Origin of the sequence: Streptomyces tibetensis (assembly GCF_007655005.1) — a bacterium.
In the GTDB taxonomy this organism is placed as follows: Bacteria; Actinomycetota; Actinomycetes; order Streptomycetales; family Streptomycetaceae; genus Streptomyces; species Streptomyces tibetensis.
The window spans coordinates 66,630-85,172 of sequence record NZ_SZVW01000027.1 but is presented as its reverse complement, the minus strand read 5'-3'; the positions used below and the strand labels follow the sequence as shown (position 1 = coordinate 85,172).

General features: G+C 72.1%; 17 protein-coding genes. 10 read left to right on the top strand and 7 right to left on the bottom strand.

Going from position 1 to position 18,543, the window contains the following annotated elements; translation table 11 throughout:
- Window positions 1-65: 65 nt before the first annotated feature.
- From FDO69_RS36015 to FDO69_RS35995, 5 genes are all read left to right on the top strand, one after another.
- Entirely contained in the window at window positions 66-803 is a 738-nt protein-coding gene (locus FDO69_RS36015) for a (2Fe-2S)-binding protein (RefSeq protein ID WP_104787148.1), read from the top strand.
- A gap of 39 nt (window positions 804-842) precedes the next feature.
- The gene (gene glgA, locus FDO69_RS36010; protein ID WP_104787045.1) at window positions 843-1,994 is read left to right on the top strand and encodes a glycogen synthase; all 1,152 of its coding nucleotides are present in this window, start codon (window positions 843-845) and stop codon (window positions 1,992-1,994) included.
- A 51-nt stretch (window positions 1,995-2,045) separates the two neighbouring features.
- Window positions 2,046-3,266, top strand: coding sequence for a glucose-1-phosphate adenylyltransferase (glgC, locus tag FDO69_RS36005; protein WP_104787042.1), 1,221 nt, complete (start codon window positions 2,046-2,048; stop codon window positions 3,264-3,266).
- A 332-nt stretch (window positions 3,267-3,598) separates the two neighbouring features.
- Window positions 3,599-4,942 (top strand): wax ester/triacylglycerol synthase family O-acyltransferase, encoded by a 1,344-nt coding sequence (locus FDO69_RS36000; protein ID WP_104787039.1) that lies wholly within the window; start codon window positions 3,599-3,601, stop codon window positions 4,940-4,942.
- 104 nt (window positions 4,943-5,046) lie between these two features.
- Window positions 5,047-6,549, top strand: coding sequence for an SDR family NAD(P)-dependent oxidoreductase (locus tag FDO69_RS35995; protein WP_104787036.1), 1,503 nt, complete (start codon window positions 5,047-5,049; stop codon window positions 6,547-6,549).
- A gap of 146 nt (window positions 6,550-6,695) precedes the next feature.
- Here the strand turns inward: FDO69_RS35995 and FDO69_RS35990 are convergent, their stop codons facing one another.
- Window positions 6,696-7,145, bottom strand: coding sequence for a hypothetical protein (locus tag FDO69_RS35990; protein ID WP_104787033.1), 450 nt, complete (start codon window positions 7,143-7,145; stop codon window positions 6,696-6,698).
- Window positions 7,146-7,601: 456 nt separating this feature from the next.
- Between FDO69_RS35990 and FDO69_RS41425 the strand changes: the two genes are divergently transcribed.
- Both FDO69_RS41425 and FDO69_RS35985 read left to right on the top strand, forming a co-directional pair.
- A complete protein-coding gene (locus tag FDO69_RS41425; RefSeq protein WP_167526749.1) occupies window positions 7,602-7,775 on the top strand; it encodes a hypothetical protein in 174 nt (57 codons plus the stop codon).
- A gap of 56 nt (window positions 7,776-7,831) precedes the next feature.
- On the top strand, window positions 7,832-8,314 hold the full coding sequence (locus FDO69_RS35985; protein WP_104787031.1) for a GNAT family N-acetyltransferase: 483 nt from the start codon (window positions 7,832-7,834) through the stop codon (window positions 8,312-8,314).
- Between the two features lie 22 nt (window positions 8,315-8,336).
- Here FDO69_RS35985 and FDO69_RS35980 read toward each other — a convergent pair whose 3' ends face one another.
- Window positions 8,337-8,756: a VOC family protein gene (locus tag FDO69_RS35980; RefSeq protein WP_104787028.1), complete on the bottom strand. Its 420-nt coding sequence runs from the start codon at window positions 8,754-8,756 to the stop codon at window positions 8,337-8,339.
- A 207-nt stretch (window positions 8,757-8,963) separates the two neighbouring features.
- Window positions 8,964-10,307 (bottom strand): amidase, encoded by a 1,344-nt coding sequence (locus FDO69_RS35975; RefSeq protein ID WP_104787026.1) that lies wholly within the window; start codon window positions 10,305-10,307, stop codon window positions 8,964-8,966.
- Window positions 10,308-10,695: 388 nt separating this feature from the next.
- On the opposite strand from FDO69_RS35975, the gene FDO69_RS35970 reads away from it, so the two are divergent.
- Window positions 10,696-11,169, top strand: a complete 474-nt coding sequence (locus FDO69_RS35970) for a carboxymuconolactone decarboxylase family protein (protein WP_104787023.1) — start codon at window positions 10,696-10,698, stop codon at window positions 11,167-11,169.
- A 32-nt stretch (window positions 11,170-11,201) separates the two neighbouring features.
- Here FDO69_RS35970 and FDO69_RS35965 read toward each other — a convergent pair whose 3' ends face one another.
- Entirely contained in the window at window positions 11,202-12,623 is a 1,422-nt protein-coding gene (locus tag FDO69_RS35965) for a lipase maturation factor family protein (protein WP_104787021.1), read from the bottom strand.
- 305 nt (window positions 12,624-12,928) lie between these two features.
- Between FDO69_RS35965 and FDO69_RS35960 the strand changes: the two genes are divergently transcribed.
- Both FDO69_RS35960 and FDO69_RS35955 read left to right on the top strand, forming a co-directional pair.
- Window positions 12,929-15,016: a SpoIIE family protein phosphatase gene (locus FDO69_RS35960; RefSeq protein ID WP_104787018.1), complete on the top strand. Its 2,088-nt coding sequence runs from the start codon at window positions 12,929-12,931 to the stop codon at window positions 15,014-15,016.
- Between the two features lie 22 nt (window positions 15,017-15,038).
- Entirely contained in the window at window positions 15,039-15,902 is an 864-nt protein-coding gene (locus FDO69_RS35955) for an Fpg/Nei family DNA glycosylase (RefSeq protein WP_104787015.1), read from the top strand.
- A gap of 19 nt (window positions 15,903-15,921) precedes the next feature.
- Here FDO69_RS35955 and FDO69_RS35950 read toward each other — a convergent pair whose 3' ends face one another.
- The 3 genes from FDO69_RS35950 to FDO69_RS35940 form a co-directional block, all read right to left on the bottom strand.
- Window positions 15,922-17,100: a PP2C family protein-serine/threonine phosphatase gene (locus tag FDO69_RS35950; protein ID WP_104787013.1), complete on the bottom strand. Its 1,179-nt coding sequence runs from the start codon at window positions 17,098-17,100 to the stop codon at window positions 15,922-15,924.
- Between the two features lie 111 nt (window positions 17,101-17,211).
- Window positions 17,212-17,868 (bottom strand): zf-HC2 domain-containing protein, encoded by a 657-nt coding sequence (locus FDO69_RS35945; RefSeq protein WP_104787010.1) that lies wholly within the window; start codon window positions 17,866-17,868, stop codon window positions 17,212-17,214.
- A 151-nt stretch (window positions 17,869-18,019) separates the two neighbouring features.
- Entirely contained in the window at window positions 18,020-18,532 is a 513-nt protein-coding gene (locus FDO69_RS35940; RefSeq protein ID WP_104787007.1) for a hypothetical protein, read from the bottom strand.
- Window positions 18,533-18,543: the final 11 nt, after the last annotated feature.

The window sequence follows — 18,543 nt, the reverse complement described above, 5'->3', positions numbered from 1 at the left end:
GTGGGCGAGTCCGGTCGGGGGCCACCGGGTCGCGTCCCTTAGGGGCCTTGGTACTAATGCTCTTCGTGGAACTGGACCCCGACCTCGCCGCGCTCCGCCCGCTCGCCGGCTTCTTCGTGCTGCGCACGGAAGGAGCACCGGCCGGGTCCCTTCCCACTCTCGCACAGGCGTATGCCACAACGTCACCGGAACTGTCAGGAAATCCCCTGATTTTTCGTGTGCGGAAGGTCGCGACCGCCCTGCGTACCCCGGAGCCGCGTGTCGCCGCGTCGGTGACCCATCTGGGCCTCGCCGCCCGGCTCTGGTCGATCGCCCTCGGCTGCGCCGCGCTGTACGGCCGTGTTCCCGACCTGGACGCCCGGCTGCTGCGCTGGGACGCCGACGGCAGCGCCCCCGACGACCTGTGGCTCACGGACGTGAGGCCCCTCCCCGGCGACGCGCCGACGCTCGCGGACGTCGTCCTGGACGGCCACCTCGTCCCCCTGGCGGCGGCGCTGCGCGCGCAGCACCGCCTCGCCCCCGGTCTGCTGGGGGGCAACGCCGCCTCAGCGCTGGCCGGCGCCGCCCGGGAACTGGACCACTGGGCCCGGCGGCACGGCCGTACGGACGTCGCCGCCCGGGCCCGCTCGCTGGCCGCGGAACTCCTCGCGCACCCCCGGCTCACCGGCGCCGGAACCCTCGCCGGCACCGCCTTCCGGCGCCGCAGCTGCTGCCTCTACTACCGGGTCCCGGGAGGGGGCGTGTGCGGCGACTGTTGCTTCCCACGACCGCCCCGCTCTTCCCCACGCGCCCCATCTGGGTGACCATGAAAGGGAACGGCCGCTGAGAGCAGGGAGTTGCGGGTGCGAGTCGGACTGCTGACCCGGGAGTACCCGCCGGACGTGTACGGCGGTGCAGGTGTCCATGTGGAGTTCCTCGCCCGTGAGCTCCGGCCACTGGTCGACCTGGACGTGCACTGCTGGGGCGAGGGCCGCGCCGACGGTGTACGGCGGCACCGGCCCTGGTCCGCGCTCGACGGCGCCAACGACGCGCTGCGCACGTTCTCCGTCGACCTCGCCATGGCAGCCGCCCTCGAAGGCCGCGAACTGGTCCACTCCCACACCTGGTACGCCAACCTCGGCGGCCACCTCGCGAAGATGCTGTACGGCATTCCGCACGTGATGACCGCGCACTCCCTGGAGCCCCTGCGCCCCTGGAAGGCCGAGCAGCTCGGCGGCGGCTACGAACTGTCCAGCTGGGCCGAACGCACCGCGATCGAGGCCGCCGACGCGGTGATCGCCGTGTCCGGCGCCATGCGCGAGGACATCCTCGGCTGTTACCCGGCGCTGGACCCGGCGCGGGTCCATGTCGTGCACAACGGCATCGACACCACGCTCTACCGGCCCGACCCCGGCACGGACGCCCTGGACCGGATCGGCCTCGACCGCTCCCGCCCGTACGTGCTGTTCGTCGGCCGGATCACGCGCCAGAAGGGCGTCCCCCACCTGCTGCGCGCGGTGCGCGACATCGACCCGGCCGCGCAGGTCGTCCTGTGCGCGGGCGCCCCGGACACGCCGGAGATCGACCAGGAGTTCCGCGAGCTGTTCGGCGAGCTGAGCGGGGTCCGCGACGGGGTGTTCTGGATCCCGAAGATGCTGCCGCGCCCGGAGGTGATCCAGCTCCTCACGCACGCCGCCCTCTTCGTCTGCCCGTCGGTGTACGAGCCGCTCGGCATCGTGAACCTGGAGGCCATGGCCTGCGGCACACCGGTGGTGGCCTCGGCGGTCGGCGGCATCCCCGAGGTCGTGGACGACGGCACCACCGGCCTGCTCGTCCCGCCCGGCGACGACTTCGAGGCGGGTCTCGCCCGGGCCATGGACACCGTGCTGGGCGACCCGGAGGCCGCCCGGCGGATGGGCGAGGCCGGGCGGGAACGCGCGGTCGGCGAGTTCGGCTGGGACGCGGTGGCCCGCCGCACGGTCCGGCTCTACGAGGAGATCGTCAAACAGGCTTAGTGGGTACTGCACAGGGGCAGGCATCGGGAAATCGGCGTGAGGGGAGCGGCCATGCGAGGTGGTGGTCCTTCGGTCCTGGGGATCGTGCTGGCGGGCGGCGAGGGCAAACGGCTGATGCCCCTGACCGCGGACCGTGCCAAACCGGCGGTGACCTTCGGCGGCACGTACCGCCTGGTCGACTTCGTCCTGTCCAACCTCGTCAACGGAGACATCCTGCGCATCTGCGTCCTGACGCAGTACAAGTCGCATTCGCTCGACCGGCACATCACGACCACCTGGCGGATGTCCAATCTGCTGGGCAACTACGTCACGCCCGTGCCCGCCCAGCAGCGGCTCGGCCCGCGCTGGTACCTGGGCAGCGCCGACGCGATCCTGCAGTCGCTGAACCTCGTCTACGACGAGCAGCCCGAGTACGTCGCCGTCTTCGGCGCCGACCACGTCTACCGCATGGATCCGCGCCAGATGCTCGCGCAGCACATCGAGAGCGGCGCGGGGGTGACAGTCGCCGGCATCCGGGTGCCGCGCACCGAGTCCTCGTCCTTCGGGGTGATCACGCCGGGCTCGGACGGCCAGACGGTGGAGCGCTTCCTGGAGAAGCCGACCGACCCGCCGGGTCTCGCGGACGACCCGGCCTGCGTCTTCGCCTCGATGGGCAACTACATCTTCACCACCAAGGCCCTCATCGAGGCGCTCAAGCGGGACGCGGAGGACGAGTCGTCCGTGCACGACATGGGCGGCTCGATCCTGCCCCAGCTCACCGACCGGGGCGAGGCCGCGCTGTACGACTTCAGCGCCAACCACGTGCCCGGCGAGACCACCCGCGACCAGGGCTACTGGCGGGACGTCGGGACAATGGACGCCTACTACGAGGCCCACATGGACCTGATCGCCGAGCGGCCCGCCTTCAACCTGTACAACCGCAGCTGGCCCATCTACACGCACTCGTACCAGCTCTCGCCGGCCCGCTTCAACGCGGGCGGCATCGCCAGCGAGTCCATCATCAGCGCCGGCTGCCTGGTGCGCGGGCAGGTCACGCGGTCCGTGCTGTCGCCGGGTGTGGTGGTCGACCCGGGGGCCGTGGTGCAGGGCTCGGTGCTGCACGACAACGTGCACATCGGCAGGGGAGCGGTGGTGCGCGGCGCCGTCCTCGACAAGAACGTCGAGGTGCCGCCGGGCGCGACGATCGGCGTCAACCCGGAGCGGGACGCGGAGCTGTACACCGTGTCCAAGGGCGGGGTCATCGCCCTCGGCAAGGGGCAGCTGGTCACCTGACGACGGCGACCCGGGCGCTTTGTCCTGACATGCCCGGGGAGCGGCGAGATCGCAGAGATGACCGGCGGGCGCATCGGCGGCCCGCCGGTCGTCATGCGGTGACCTTCAGCAAGCCAATCGCGTCGATCCGTGACGCCTCCCGGGTGACTCCCACGGGGTGCCCGGCGACGCAACCTGTGCTGAACTGACGGCACATGCACCATAAGTCCCGCCCCTTCCACCGGGGCGGGACTTAATCTGCTGTTAACTGTACGTAGCCTGATCGTACTTGACCGTAATCGGCTGGGGGCGGTTGACTGCTGGCCCACCCGTCGTCGACGCGAGGCAAGCCCTTGACTGCTGACCTGCTCGCTCCTCTCGACCTGGCGTTCTGGAACCTCGAGTCCGCCGAGCACCCGATGCACCTCGGCGCGCTCGGGATCTTCTCGGCCCACTCGCCCGCCGCGGGCGCCCACGCGGCGGACCTGCTCGCGGCCCGGGCCGCCGGTGTCCCCGGGCTGCGGATGCGCATCCGTGACGTATGGCAGCCGCTGCCCGCCGCCCTGCGCCGGCCGCTCGCCTTCGGCGGCGCGGCCCGTGAGGCGGACCCGGACTTCGACCCCCTGAACCACGTACGGCTGCACGCCCCCACCGCCGACTTCCACGCGGTGGCGGGCCGCCTCATGGGGTGCCCCCTGGAGCGCGACCGGCCTCCCTGGGAGGCCCATGTGCTGCCGGGCGAGGACGGCGTCTGCTTCGCGGTGCTGTTCAAGTTCCACCACGCCCTGGCCGACGGTCTGCGGGCGCTGACCCTCGCGGCGGGCGTCATGGACCCCATGGACATGCCCCCGCCGCGGCCCCGCCCCGCCGCGGCCCCGCGCGCTCTCGTGCCGGACGTGCGCGATCTGCCCGCGATGATGCGCGGTGCCCTGTCCGACGTGAGCCGCGCCCTGGACATCGGCGCCGCCGTCGCCCGCTCCTCCCTCGACGTGCGCTCGACCCCCGCGCTCACCTGCGAGCCCAGCGGCACCCGCCGCACCGCCGGGGTGGTGCTCGACCTCGACGACGTCCACCGCGTCCGCAAGACCGTCGGCGGCACCGTCAACGACGTCCTCATCGCGGTCGTCGCGGGCGCCCTGCGCCGCTGGCTCGACGAGCGCGGTGACGGCAGCGAGGGCGTTGCGCCCCGCGCGCTGATCCCCGTCTCCAAGCGCCGCCCCCGTACCGCGTACCCACAGGGCAACCGGCTCTCCGGGTACTTGATACGGCTTCCGGTCGACGATCCGGACCCGCTGGCCCGCCTGGCCTCGGTCCGGGACGCCATGGATCGCAACAAGGACGCCGGCCCCAACCGGGGCGCGGGCGCCGTCGCCCTGCTCGCCGACCACGTCCCCGCCCTCGCCCACCGGCTCGGCGGGCCCCTGGTCGGCCAGGCGGCCCGGCTCTGGTTCGACCTTCTGGTCACCAGCGTGCCGCTGCCCAGCCTTGGCCTGAAGCTCGGCGGCCACCCCCTCACCGCCGTCTTCCCCTTCGCCCCGCTGGCCCCCGGCCACTCCCTGGCGGTCGCGGTCTCCACGTACCGCGGGAGTGTCCACTACGGCCTCGTCGCCGACGCCGAGGCGGTCCCCGACCTCGACCTGTTCGCCACGGCCGTCTCCAAGGAGGTGGCGACGCTGATCAAGGCCTGCCGGTCGTGATCAAGGCGACTTTGGCGGTGCGGCCCGACGCTCCGTAGAATTCGCCCTTCGAATGCGGGCGCGACCGGCGCGCCGCGACGGCAGAGCAGGGAACGACAGCGGCGATGACGGTGACAGAGGACGGCCCGCAGGCCATGGACGAGGCCGGCGGGCTCTCGTACGGACCCGGCATCGACCCGGAGCGCCTGGCCGTCTGCCTCAGCGTGCTCGAGGAACTCGACAAGCTGGAGGTCGACCACCCGGACGCCATCGCGGTGCGCCGGGCCACCGCCGGGATCTACCGCACGGTCAAGCAGCGCCGCCGCCAGGAGCGCCGGGCCGCCAAGACCGCCCACGACAAGGCGGTCACGGAGTCCACGGCGACCGGCTCCGCCCAGCGCATCGACGACGAGACCGAGGGCCTGCTGCCGTCGTCGAACACCGAGGAGGGCAGGATCGCGGGCATACTCCAGCGCCCCCGTTCCTGCTACACCTGCAAGAGCCGGTACGTCGAAGTCGACTACTTCTACCACCAGCTCTGTCCCGACTGCGCCCGCGTGAACCGCGAGAAGCGCGACGTCCGCGCCGACCTCACCGGCAAGCGGGCCCTGCTCACCGGCGGCCGGGCCAAGATCGGCATGTACATCGCGCTCCGGCTGCTGCGCGACGGCGCGCACACCACGATCACCACGCGCTTCCCCAAGGACGCCATCCGCCGTTTCAAGGCCATGGACGACTCCGCGGACTGGCTGCACCGCCTGGAGGTCGTCGGGATCGACCTGCGCGACCCGGCGCAGGCCGTGGCCCTCGCGGAGCAGGTCGCCGAGGCGGGCCCGCTCGACATCCTCGTCAACAACGCGACGCAGACCGTGCGCCGCCTGCCCTCCGCCTACGCCGCGCTGGTCGAGGGCGAGAGCGCCCCGCTGCCCGCCGGTGAGCTGCCCGCCCACCACGTCATCGGCGCCTTCAACTCCGGCGCCGTCGACGGCATCGCCGCGCTGCCGCTGGGGACCAGCGGCCTCGACGCCCAGAAGGTCGCCGACCTCGCCCTGGTCGCGGGCAACGCCAGCGTCGAGCGGCACCTGGACGGCACGGCGATCGACGCGGGCGGCCTCGTGCCCGACGTGGTCGACTCCAACACCTGGGTGCAGACGATCGAGCAGATCTCGCCCGTCGAGCTGCTGGAGACGCAGCTGTGCAACTACACGGCGCCGTTCATCCTGATCAGCGCGCTGCGGCCGGCCATGGCCGAGGCCGCGAAGAAGGCGGAGAGCGGGCGCGCGTACGTGGTGAACGTGTCCGCGATGGAGGGTGTCTTCGGGCGCGGCTACAAGGGCGCCGGGCATCCGAACACCAATGCCGCGAAGGCCGCGATGAACATGGTGACCCGGACCAGCGCACAGGAGATGTTCCAGACCGACGGGATCCTGATGACCTCGGTGGACACGGGCTGGATCACGGACGAGCGGCCTCACTACGACAAGCTGCGGCTCGCCGAGGCCGGGTTCCACGCGCCGCTCGACCTGGTCGACGGTGCAGCCCGGGTCTACGACCCGATCGTGCGGGGCGAGGCGGGCGAGGACCTGTACGGGGTCTTCCTGAAGGACTACGCGCCGGGCAAGTGGTAGGCGGGGTTCGGTCCGGCGTCAGCGGGTGGTGTGAGGGCTGGTTGCGCCCACGCGGCGGAGCCGCATGGGGACACAGCCCGCGCCCCTGAGTCGGTCATGCGGGCCCCGGGGTGACGAGCACGGCGTATCCCTCCTGCGGCGGCCCGTCAGTCCACCGCTCCGAGACGGGAGTTGCGGGCCGCCAGCAGTTCCAGGACCGTGCGCCAGTCCTCCAGGACCCCGGCGTCGAAACCCGCCGTGCGGCCCTCCTCGGTCGCCTGGCGGAGGGTGAGGAGATCGTCGTCGGCCGGGGCGTCCCGGCGAGGACAGCGGCGTACCAGGCCGGAGACCCGCTCGCCGAGCAGGGTGCGCACGGCGTCGGCCGCCTGGTCCGCGCGCCCGGCGGGATCGCCGGGCCACAGCAGTCCGCCGACGGGCTGCACCAGGCCCGCGACTTGGAGCTCCTTGTCCGCCGGACGCCCGCGGCGCAGCAGCGCCGCGGTCCGCAGCGCGTGGTCGTGCAGGTCGACCGGCGGGCGGGCGCGGACCGCGACGTCCCGGGTGCCCCGGCAGGCGTACAGCAGATCCATCAGCTCCTCGACGCTGCGCAGCTCCATGCGTCAGTCCTCCCGCGAGACAGCCGTTGCGTACGGAAGCAGACCATGGCGAGCTTGCGACTCGGCCAACGCCGCTTGAACTGCGCAACCGTCTGGAAAGCGCTGCCGCCGACGTACGCCGTTCGAGTGATTTGCAAAACGGGCTTATATCTACAAACCCGTACGCAAAGACGAGTTGAACGGCAGATGACGCGTGATTGTTACCGGCTGTTTTCAGCCCCATCGAGCGGGGCTCCGCTCATCTGGTTAGTCTGATGCGGACGGACAGCAGCACGGGGTCCTACCCACACCCACCGTCCGTCATGGGACCAGCCGGATCACCACGGCCTGCTCTCCCGTGAGTCGACCGGCGCCACCGCGTCCGAACCGCATTTGGCATAGAGGCCCGAGCGGGCGTCAGGCGCAGCAGGACCGGCGCGTACGTCCCGAGGGTGACCGACACATAAGGAGTGCGCGGTGACACCGGAGAAGACGAATCGCGATCAACGCCCCAAGGAACGCGGCGAGCGCGCCGGCCGACGGGCCGACGAGCTCGGCAGCCTCGACGTGTGGGCCCGTTCGGCCCCGATCCGCCTCGCGGGCTACGAGGACGACCTCGCAGAGCCCCACATCCTGCCCAGCGTCGACTGACCCCGGGCGGACCCCTCCGCGACCTCCGAGCGCATGGCCGTGCCAGACTCACGGCCATGCTGATCAGGGAAGCGACGGCTGACGACTGGCGTCGCATCTGGCCGTTCTGGCACCGCATCGTCGCCGCGGGCGAGACCTACGCATGGGACCCGGGTACCTCCGAGGAGGAGGCCCGGGTCCTGTGGATGAACCCGGCGAAACGCGTCTACGTCCTCGAGAACGACAGCGGCGACCTCGTCGCCTCCGCCTACCTCACCCCCAACTACGGTGGCCCCGCCGCCCGTATCGCCAACGCCGGCTTCATGGTCGACCCCGGCCAGGGCGGCCGGGGTTACGGACGGGCTCTCGCCGAACACCTCCTGACCGAAGCCCGGGCCGCCGGCTACCGGGGCATGGTGTTCAACGCCGTCGTCGAGACCAACCCGGCCGTGTCACTGTGGACCTCCCTCGGCTTCACGGTCCTCGGCACGGTGCCCGACGCGTTCGACCACCCCCGGCACGGCCGGGTGGGGCTGCACATCATGTACCGGGCGTTGTAGGGCGACCGGGAGTTCGCGGCTCTCAGGGCCGGGCGTACGGCCGGGTCATGATCTCCATGTTGTGGCCGTCCGGGTCGTCGAAATAGGCACCGCGACCGCCGAAGAGGTCGTTGACCCGGCCGGGCCGGGTGTGGTTCGGGTCGGCGTAGTAGGTGACGCCGATCGTCTCCAGACGGTCGATCATGCCGTCGAACCGCTCCTCGGGCACGAGGAACGCGTAGTGCTGTGGCTGGATCGGCTCGTCGGTCTTCTCGTAGTAGTCGAGGGTCACGCCGTTGCCCAGGTCGACGGGCAGGAACGGGCCGAAGGGGGCGCCGACCTCCAGCCCCAGGACGGCCGCCAGGAACTCCGCGGACAGCCGGCGGTTGGAGGCGTAGACGGCGGTGTGGTCGAGATGGGCGACCGTGGTCGGCAGTCCGGGGGCGTGCGGGGTGTAAGACATGCGTGGGTTCTTCTCCGAGTCTCGGGATCCGTGAGGAAGCGCCGTCCAGGGGCGCGGGGACGAGGACACGAAGACGAGAGGCGGGGCGCGTGCCCTCTCCGGCTCTCGGGCGGGCCCGGGCGGGGTCACCCCCGCCGCGCTCACTCCGAGGCCGGGCGCCTCACTCGTGCATGGCCTACGGCCGACCCGGCAGTCACCCGGCCGACCCTAGTCCATCGGCGCCGTACGCCGCCAAGGGTTTCGCTCCTCCAGCTGCCCGGCCAGAGCCAGGAGTTGGGACTCCGTCCCGGGGCGGCCCACGAGCTGCACGGCGCACGGGGTGCCCGAGGGGAGGGAGCCGCAGGGGACGGACATGGCGGGCCAGCCGGTCAGGTTCCACGCGGGCGTCAGGGGCGAGTAGTTCGTGTTCGCCAGCACGTTGCTCAGCCAGCCCCGCTCGTGCCAGGGCCCGGCCTTGGGGGAGCGGCGGGCGAGCGCGGGTGTGAGCAGCACGTCGTGCTCGTCGAAGAACGGCTCCAGCCGCCGGCGCAGCCGCTCGCGGCTCGCTCCGGAGCTCACGGTGTTCAGGAAGGGCCGGCCGAGCCGGGCGTGGACGCGGGTGCGTCGCGTCAGCAGCCGGGGGTCGAGCGGCCGGGCGTCCGCGGCGGTGCCCGCCGTCCAGTGGGTCAGGGAGGTCGTGGCGAGTGACATCGGGTAGGGCGGGTCGGCGCGCCGGACCTGATGGCCCGCCCGCATCAGCAGCCCCGCTGCGTCCCGGGCGGCCGCCGCGTACGGACGGCTGATGGTGACGCCGGCCAGCGGGCTGCGCAGTGACACGGCGATCCTGAGGGCGCCGGGCGCGGGCAGGGGGCCGGACTCGACACCGGCGAGGACGGAGAACATCAGGTGGGCGTCCTCGACGGTCGTGGCGAGCGGCCCGTTCTCCGCCATGCCGAACCAGGTGCTGTCGCCCTCGCCGGTCGGGATCACCCCCTGCCCCGGCTTGATGGTGACGAGGCCGCAGTTGGCGGCCGGTATGCGCAGGGAGCCCATCCCGTCGTTGCCGAGCGCGATCGGCACCATCCCGGCGGACACGGCCGCCGCGCTGCCGCCCGACGAACCGCCCGCCGAACGCGTGGTGTCCCAGGGGTTGCGGGCGATGCCCAGCACGCCGTCCGTCGTGCCGAAGACACACAGTTCGGGGACGTTCGTCACCCCCACGACCACCGCGCCCGCCGCCCGCAGCCGGGCCACCGTCACATGGTCCCGCGCGCTCGGCGTGTCCGGCGTCGCGGCCGAGCCGATCCGCCGGGACTCACCGCGCACGGCGAGATTGTCCTTGACGGCCACCGGCACGCCGGCCAGGGGCAGTTCGGCGAAGTCGCCGCGCGCCGCCACCTCGTCGGCCTCGGTCAGGGCCGCATCGGCGCGCACCGCGCGGAAGGCGCCGACCCGGCCTTCGAGCCGCTCGATCCGGGCGAGGTGCTCGGCGACCACCTCGCGGGGCGTGACCCGCTTCTCGCGTACGGCGGCGGATATCTCGGCGGCGGTGCGGCCGGCCCACGTGGTCACAGTGGCTCCTCGGAGGGGAGAGGGCGGACTTACTGACGAGTACGTAGGGAGAACTGTGCACCCGCCGAGGACCGTGCGTCGAGGTCGCCGACCGTGCCGGGGCCGAACCGATGCCGCGGAGGCGACCGGCTCAGCGCGGGTGGCGCCGTCCTCCGTGCCGCCGGTGCAGCCCGGCGCGACGGCCGGCGGCAGCCCGGCGGCCGCGCAGGCGGTGCCCCGGGGCAGCGCGCGGTCCAGTGTGGCTCGTGGAGCACCGCAGGACAGGGCCGACCTGCGCGCGACGTTCCGCGCCAGGCCCTATGGCGCAGGTCACACACGTCCATGTCACATCGGGATGAGCCGCTGCCTCATAGGGGTGTACGCACCGACAACGGCAGAGGAGCTCACCATGAGCGCACGACTGGACGTCTTCGCCATCCCGAGCGCGAGCAAGGTCGTCAAGCAGTTCTACTCCCTGGGGCAGCTGGTGGTGAATTCACCGCTGCCGGCCGCCACTCGGGAACTGGTCTCGCTCCGCACGAGCCAGATCAACGGATGCGCGGTCTGCATCGACATGCACACCAAGGAGGCCACCGCCGCGGGTGAGAGCTCCGTACGCCTCCATCTCGTCGCGGCGTGGCGGGAGGCCACGGTCTTCACCGAGGCCGAGCGGGCCGCGCTGGAGCTGGCCGAGCAGGGAACCAGGATCGCCGACGGAGCCGGTGGCGTGCCGGACGCCGTGTGGCGGCGGGCCGCCGAGCACTACGACGAGGAGCAGCTCATGGCGCTGGTGACCCTGATCGCCTTCATGAACACCGCGAACCGGCTGAACGTCATGCTCGAGCAGCCGGCGGGCGACTACAAGCCCGGCCAGTTCGCGTAACCGGGGAACGCCGGGGCCGGGCGAGGCCGCGGCTACGGTCTCCGCCCCGGCCCCGCCATCCGCGTCGGCGGCAGGTACTCCCGTACGTACGTCCGCTCCCAGCACGCGCCCGTCTCCCGCAGCTCGCGCCACGTCGTGTAGCGGTAGCGGAACAGGCGGGCGCGCACGTACCGAGGGGGTTCGTCCGGCGGGAACGGGGAGCGGCGCAGCAGCTTCAGGGTGTCCCGGTCGTTCTCCAGCAGCCGTTCCACCAGCGTCCCGAACCAGGAGTCCGCGTAGGCGGGGGAGAGGGCCGCGAACCACATCAGCCAGTCGAGCCGCAGATGGTAGGGCGCGAACTGGCGCGGCCAGCGCCGCGGATCACCCGGCTTGCCCTTGAACTCGTACTCCCGCCAGCCCGAGTCCGTGTGCGGCGCGTCGTCCGCGGTGCCCTCCACCACCACCTCGTACCGCACCCGGCTCACACTGCCGAACGCCCCGTAGGTGTTGACCAGATGGAGCGGGTCGAAGGAACGGTTCATGACCTGGCGCCGGGAGACCATGTTGCGTACCGGCCGGTAACCGAGGCCCAGCAGCAGCGCCGACACCGCGAGCACCGCGACGACGTACCACAGCGGGGCGTCGGGCACCTCCGGCGGATCGGCCGGGAACCGCACCGCCGACAGCGCCAGCACGATCGTGATCCAGTTCAGCCAGGAGAAGTTGCCCGACAGCACCAGCCACAGCTGGGTGACGATCATCAGCGACGCGGCGGCCGTCGCGACGGGCTGCGGGGTGAACAGCAGGAACGGCACCACGAGCTGGGTGACGTGATTGGCGGCCACCTCGACGCGGTGCAGGGGCCTGGGCAGATGGTGGAAGAACCAGCTCAGCGGGCCCGGCATCGGCTGGGTCTCGTGATGGTGGTCGAGACAGGTGAGGTTGCGCCAGCAGGCGTCGCCACGCATCTTGATCAGGCCCGCGCCGAACTCCACACGGAACAGGATCCACCGCAGCAGGAACAGTACGACGACCGGCGGCGCCACCTCGTCGTTGCCGAGGAACACCGCGAGGAACCCGACTTCCAGCAGCAGTGACTCCCAGCCGAACGCGTACCAGGTCTGCCCGACGTTGACGATCGACAGGTACAGCACCCACGGCACCAGCCACAGCAGCATGCCGCCCCACAGCGGAAGCAGCGAGTCCAGCCCGGCCAGCAGCGCCGCCGACACCGCGCAGCCCGCCCAGGCGCAGAGCGCGAAGAAGCGGTCCGAGTAATGCCACTGGAACAGGCTCGGCGCCCGCTTGAAGGGAACCCGCTCGACGAACCTCGGCACCGGCAGCATGCCGCGCCGGCCGATCAGCGCGCGGAACTGGAGCGCCGCGGTCAGGAACGCCACCAGATACATGGCCGCCAGTGCCCGCTGAAAGACCAGCCGGGTCAGCCAGTAGTCGGATGCGGCGAACCATTCCACGGCCGTGGGGCCCTCCTTCCCGTGCGGCGCCGGGGCCCGGTCGTCCGGTCGTCACGCTAGGTGTCCCGTCGCTGCGGTTGCGTGACCGAAGTGACCGAAGCAAACAATAGTGCCGGGCCCGACGTCGTACCGGACGGCCCCGATCCGCCCGACGGAGCCGGACCGATTTCCGACGGCGGGGCCGCCGAGTACATCCCCGGCAGCCCCGCGAGCGTCTTCAGTGACTGAGGGACGATCCGGCGCGGCGGCTCGTAGACTCGGCACATCCGCTCGAAGAATCGGACGAATCCTGGCAAGGTGGGCCCATGGCTGATCGGGGAGCGAGAGCCCTGTCCCTCCCGGACGACTGGCCCGCCCACCCGGACCCGATCCTCGCGCTCAACCGGATGGGCAGCTTCGACTGGGACCTGGACACCGGCCTGATGCAGATGGACGCCCAGGCCCACGAGGTCTTCGACGTGCTCTCCGACGAGTACGACGACCACCCCGAGACCCTCGCCAAGCGCGTACCGCCCGACGAGTCCCGCCGCCTGGACACCGCGGTCTCGCAGGCGCTGAAGGACGGCAGCGAGAACTACGGCGCCTACTTCCGCATCCGCCGCCGCGACGGCAGCCTGCGCTGGACCCACACCCAGGGCTACATCCGGCGCGACGACACCGGGCGCCCCCGCCGCATCATCGGCATCATCCGGGACGCCACCCAGGAACTCGGCGAGATCGACGCCCGCCGCGACCAGGCCGCCCAGGACGAGGCCCGCCGGCAGCAGACCAGCGTCGTCGAACTCACCACGGCCGCCCTCGCCCACGCCCGCACCGTCCAGGACGTCATCGACGTCCTCAAGGACACCCACGGCCTCGTCCACCTGGGCGCCACCAGTCTCGTCATGGGCCTGGTCGAGGCCGGCCGGATCCGCCTGGTCGCCGAGGGCCCCACGGACAGCTTCGTCCCCGGCACCCGTGTCACCCGGATCGACGAGCCCTACCCGATGAGCGAGGCCGTCCGCACCCTCGGCCCGTGCTTCATCGAGTCGCCGGAGGAGTTCGCCGAGCGCTATCCGGTCCTGTGGCCGCACATCACCGGACTCGACATCACCTCGGCCGCCTATCTGCCGCTCATCGTCCAGGCCCGCCCGATCGGCGCCATGGGCCTGCTCTACAGCGACCGCCACGGCTTCACCTCCGAGGAACGCAACATCCTCGTCGCCCTCGGCAGCAGCATCGCGCAGAGCCTGCAGCGGGCCATGTTCTACGAACAGGAGATGGACCTCGCGCAGGGCCTCCAGCAGGCCATGCTGCCCCGGACCATCCCGAGCGTGCCCGGTGCCGACGTCGCCGTGCGCTACCGCGCCGCCACCATCGGCGGCTCCGTCGGCCGGGACATCGGCGGCGACTGGTACGACCTGATCCCGCTGCCCGGCGGCCGGGTCGGCGCGGTCATCGGTGACGTCCAGGGCCACGACACGCACGCCGCCGCCGTCATGGGCCAGTTGCGCATCGTGCTGCGCGCCTACGCCGCCGAGGGACACCCCCCGGCCACCGTCATGGCCAGGGCCTCCGTCTTCCTGCACGAACTCGACACCGACCGCTCCGCGACCTGCCTCTACGCCGAGGCCGACCTGTCCACCGGCGTGCTCCAGATGGTCCGGGCCGGCCACATCGATCCGCTGGTGCGGCACCCCGACGGCTCCTGCCGCCGCGTCCCCGTTCCCGGCGGGCTGCCGCTCGGCCTCTCCGCCGAGTTCGGCCGCCTGGAGTACCCCGTGACCACCATGGAGCTCGACCCCGGCGACACCCTGCTGCTGTGCACCGACGGACTGGTGGAGCAGCCCGGCGCCGATCTCGACGACGGCATGCGCACCCTGAGCGCGCTCGTCGCCACCGGCCCCGACGACGTACGGGACCTCGCCGAGCGGCTCATCGACGTGGCCGCCGAGCGCGGCGGAGACGACGACGTGGCGCTGCTCCTGCTGCGCCGGCGCGGACCCGAGGGCCCGCGGTCCGGCCGCCGGCTCCAGCGGCGCGTGGCTCCCGGCGACCCCGGGGCCCTCGCCGAGACCCGGCACATGATCCGCACCGCGGTCGCCGCCTGGGGAGCGGGCGAGCGCGCCGACGAGATCGAACTGGTCGCCGACGAGCTGATCACCAACGCCCTGATGCACACCGAGGGCTCCGCGCTCGTCACCCTGCGGGCCTTCACCGGCTCCGAGCGTCGGCTGCGCGTCGAGGTCGCGGACTCCTCCAGTGCCCTGCCGCGCCGGCGCGAGGCGGGCGAGTCGGGCGTCTCCGGGCGGGGCCTGCTCCTGGTCGAGCTGCTCACCGACGTGTGGGGCGTGGAGGCCCGGGGCGGCGGCAAGGCCGTGTGGTGCGAGTTCGAGGTGCCCGGCCGGGACTGACCCCGCGTGGCACTCTGGACCTATGCCGGAACTCCCCGAGGTCGAGGCGCTCAAGGACTTCCTGACCGAGCACCTCGTCGGCCACGAGATCGTCCGGGTGCTGCCCGTCGCGATCAGTGTGCTGAAGACGTACGACCCTCCCCTGTCCGCACTGGAGGGCCACGAGGTGGCCGCCGTACGCCGGTACGGCAAGTTCCTCGACCTCGCGACCGCGGACGGCCCGCACCTCGTGACGCACCTGGCCCGCGCGGGCTGGCTGCACTGGAAGGACCGCCTTCCCGACGGCCCGCCCCGCCCGGGCAAGGGGCCCCTCGCGCTGCGCGTGGCCCTGGAGACCGGTGCCGGGTTCGACCTGACCGAGGCCGGTACCCAAAAGCGGCTCGCGGTGTACGTCGTGGGTGATCCGCAGGAGGTCCCGGGCGTCGCCCGGCTCGGCCCGGACCCGCTCGCCGACGACTTCGACGAGCGGCGCCTCGCGGAACTCCTGGCCGGTGAACGGCGGCAGCTCAAGGGCGCGTTGCGCGACCAGAGCCTGATCGCGGGCGTGGGCAACGCCTACAGCGACGAGATCCTGCACGTGGCGAAGATGTCGCCCTTCAAACGGGCGGCGTCCCTGAGCGAGGAGGAGACCGGGCGGCTGTACGCGGCCCTGCGCGACACGCTCACGGGGGCGGTCGAGCGCTCCCGGGGCGTGGCGGCCGGGCGGCTCAAGGCCGAGAAGAAGAGCGGGCTGCGCGTCCACGGCCGCGCCGGGGAGCCCTGCCCGGTGTGTGGCGACACCATCCGTGAGGTGTCCTTCAGCGACTCCTCGCTCCAGTACTGCCCGACCTGCCAGACGGGCGGCAAGCCGCTGGCGGACCGCAGGATGTCCCGGCTGCTGAAGTGACCCGGGCCGGGTCCCGGGGCTACCGGAACGGCGGTGACCACTCGAACATCAGGATGGTCGCGTCGTCCCGCAGCCGGCTCGTCGGCGAGTCCAGGATGGAGTGGATGAGCCGTCGCAGCGTCTCGGACGGCAGCTCGCCCGCGGCCGTCGCCCCGATGATGTAGTCGGCGAACTGTTCGAGCCCGAACTCCGCGCCGTCGACGGCCCTGGCCTCCGTGACCCCGTCGGTGTACATCAGCACCCGGTCGCCTGGTTTCAGCGCGATCTCGTGCGTCTCCCGCCGCCGCTCGGTCAGCAGGGACGGCATCCCCATCGGCAGGTCCGCCTCCCGCCGCATGGCGTCGACCAGCGGCCGCCGGTCACGGATGAGCAGCGGGGTGGGGTGCCCGCAGTTGACCCACCGCAGCGTCCCCGACGCCAGGTCCAGCTGAGCCAGGACACCCGTGCAGAACTGGTCCGGGAGCCACAGCGACAGCGCGTCGTCGACGCTCTCGACCAGATCGGGCAGATCCGCTCCGGTGCGCCGGGCGTTGCGGCACGCGGCCAGCGACACCGCCGTGGTGAGCCCGGACGCCAGGTTGTGCCCCATGGCGTCGAGGACGGTGAGGTGCAGGGTCGTCTCCGTCAGGGAGTGGTCGAAGGCGTCGCCGCCGAGTTCGTAGGCCGGCTCCAGCACGGCCGTCGACACGACGTGTGAGGTGCCGATCGTCCGGGGCGGGAGGAAGGCCCGCAGCATCTCGGCGGGCAGGCGCATCGGCCGGGTGCGCAGACGCCGTACGAAGGAGTCCTGGTAGGCCCGCTTGGACGTGATCATCATGGCGAGCAGCTTGGCCAGGGCGCGGGCGCGGCGCAGCACGTCCGGTGTGAGCGCGGGGGAGTCGACCGCGATGACGCCCAGGCGTTCGGCGCCGTCCACGAGCGGGAGCCAGGCGGTCATGCCGCCCGCCTCGGACACCGCCACGCGCAGGGACTGGGTGCGGTAGGTCCAGCCCGCGAGTGAGCCGTCGACGAGCAGGGGGGAGGCCACGTCGGTGAGCGGTACCAGCCGGCGCTGCTGGATGTCCGAGAGGTAGACCACGGAGCTCTGGAGCCCGAGGGCCTTGGTGCAGCGGGCCGCCGCGGTGGGCAGGTCCAGGGTCGCGTTCTCCGGGTCGGCGAGGAACTCCGCCAGCCGGCCGTCCCCGGGCTCTGCCGTCACCTCGTCTCCCCTCGCCGGGACCGCGGGCACCTGGGCGAACTTCCGGGTGCGTCGTCCAGCAGTCTCACACCGGGGCGCGCCCGGCGCCCGGCGGCAGGGGCGGACGGATGGTCAGCTCGGCTGCGTCCTCCACAGGACCTCGCCGGCCGCCGAGCGGATCTCGTAGCGGGCGATGTCCTCCGGATGCAGGGAGGAGCTGGCCATCATCGTGTTGGGGTGGTCGTCGCGGCCCGGCCCGTGCCAGCTGGTCGCGGTCTCCTCGGTGCCGTTGTGGCCGATGATCACCAGGTGGCAGGCGCGCGGGCCCGAGCCGTCCTTGACCTTCAGCTCGACCTGGCTGCCCGAGGCCTCTTCCGCCGTCGTGACCTGCGCCCACACCCCCGTCCGCGTGTCGGTCGCCGCGACGGTCCGGGGCTGCTCCTCGGCGCTGCCCTCGGCCATCATCGCGATGCCGGGGACCGACGCGGCGAAGACGACCGAGGCGGCCAGGGCGAACAGCAGGCGTCTGCGTCCGGCCCGGCGCCGGGTCGCCACCTCGGCCAGCAGCCCGTCCAGCATGCGCGGCCCGGGCTGCGCCATGGGGTGCACGAACCGTGGTGTCGACCGCCGGTAGAGCATCAACTGCCGTGTGGTCGGGCCGAATTCCGTCACCTCTGCAGCGCACCGAGGGCACTCCATGAGGTGGTCCTCGAAGCGGAAGGCCTCCGCCTCGTCCAGCACGCCGAGCGCGTAGGCCGCGACGTCGCGATGCCTCTCCAGGGACCTCATGCCGAATCCTCGTGCCGTTGGGTGCGGGTGGGGTTACTCCTTGCTCCCACCGGTACGGACCAGGCACCTGAATCACTCAAGCCGGTGACACAATCGCAACCAAAGGATTCGGAGCCCTCCGGCTCCCGGATTGGTCCGGGGCCGCAGAAATCTAAAAAAGATGGATCGCGAGGTGTCCCAGCGGCAGTCCGAGCTGCCAGGCGGGCGTCCAGACCTTCGGCCCCTCGTCCTCCCCGACCACCGGAGCACCGCCCGGAACCGCGTTCAGATCGGGCGCGAGCAGTTCCGTCTCCTGCAGCCAGCGCCAGGCCTCCTCCGCGAGGTCCAGATCCGGCGCGGGCCGGCCCGACGTCGCGGCGCCGGCGGCGAGCTCGGCCAGCCGCTCGCGCACCCACTCCTGCCACGGCTGGTCGTACGCCGTCAGCGACAGCCACGTCTCCAGCTGCGTGACGACCCGGATGCCGGACAGCTCCCCGTCGGTGTCGGACAGGAAGATGGTCAGCGCCAGCGCATCCCGCCCGGCACGGAACTCGAAGGACGTCGGCGGCATCAGATCGCCGGTCCGCAGCAGCTCGTCGGCGATGTACTCGGCGTACAACCACGCCATGGGAACGGTCAGTTCACCGTCGGAACCGTCCGTGCTCCCCTGCTCTTCGTCCAGCATCCCTTCCTGCC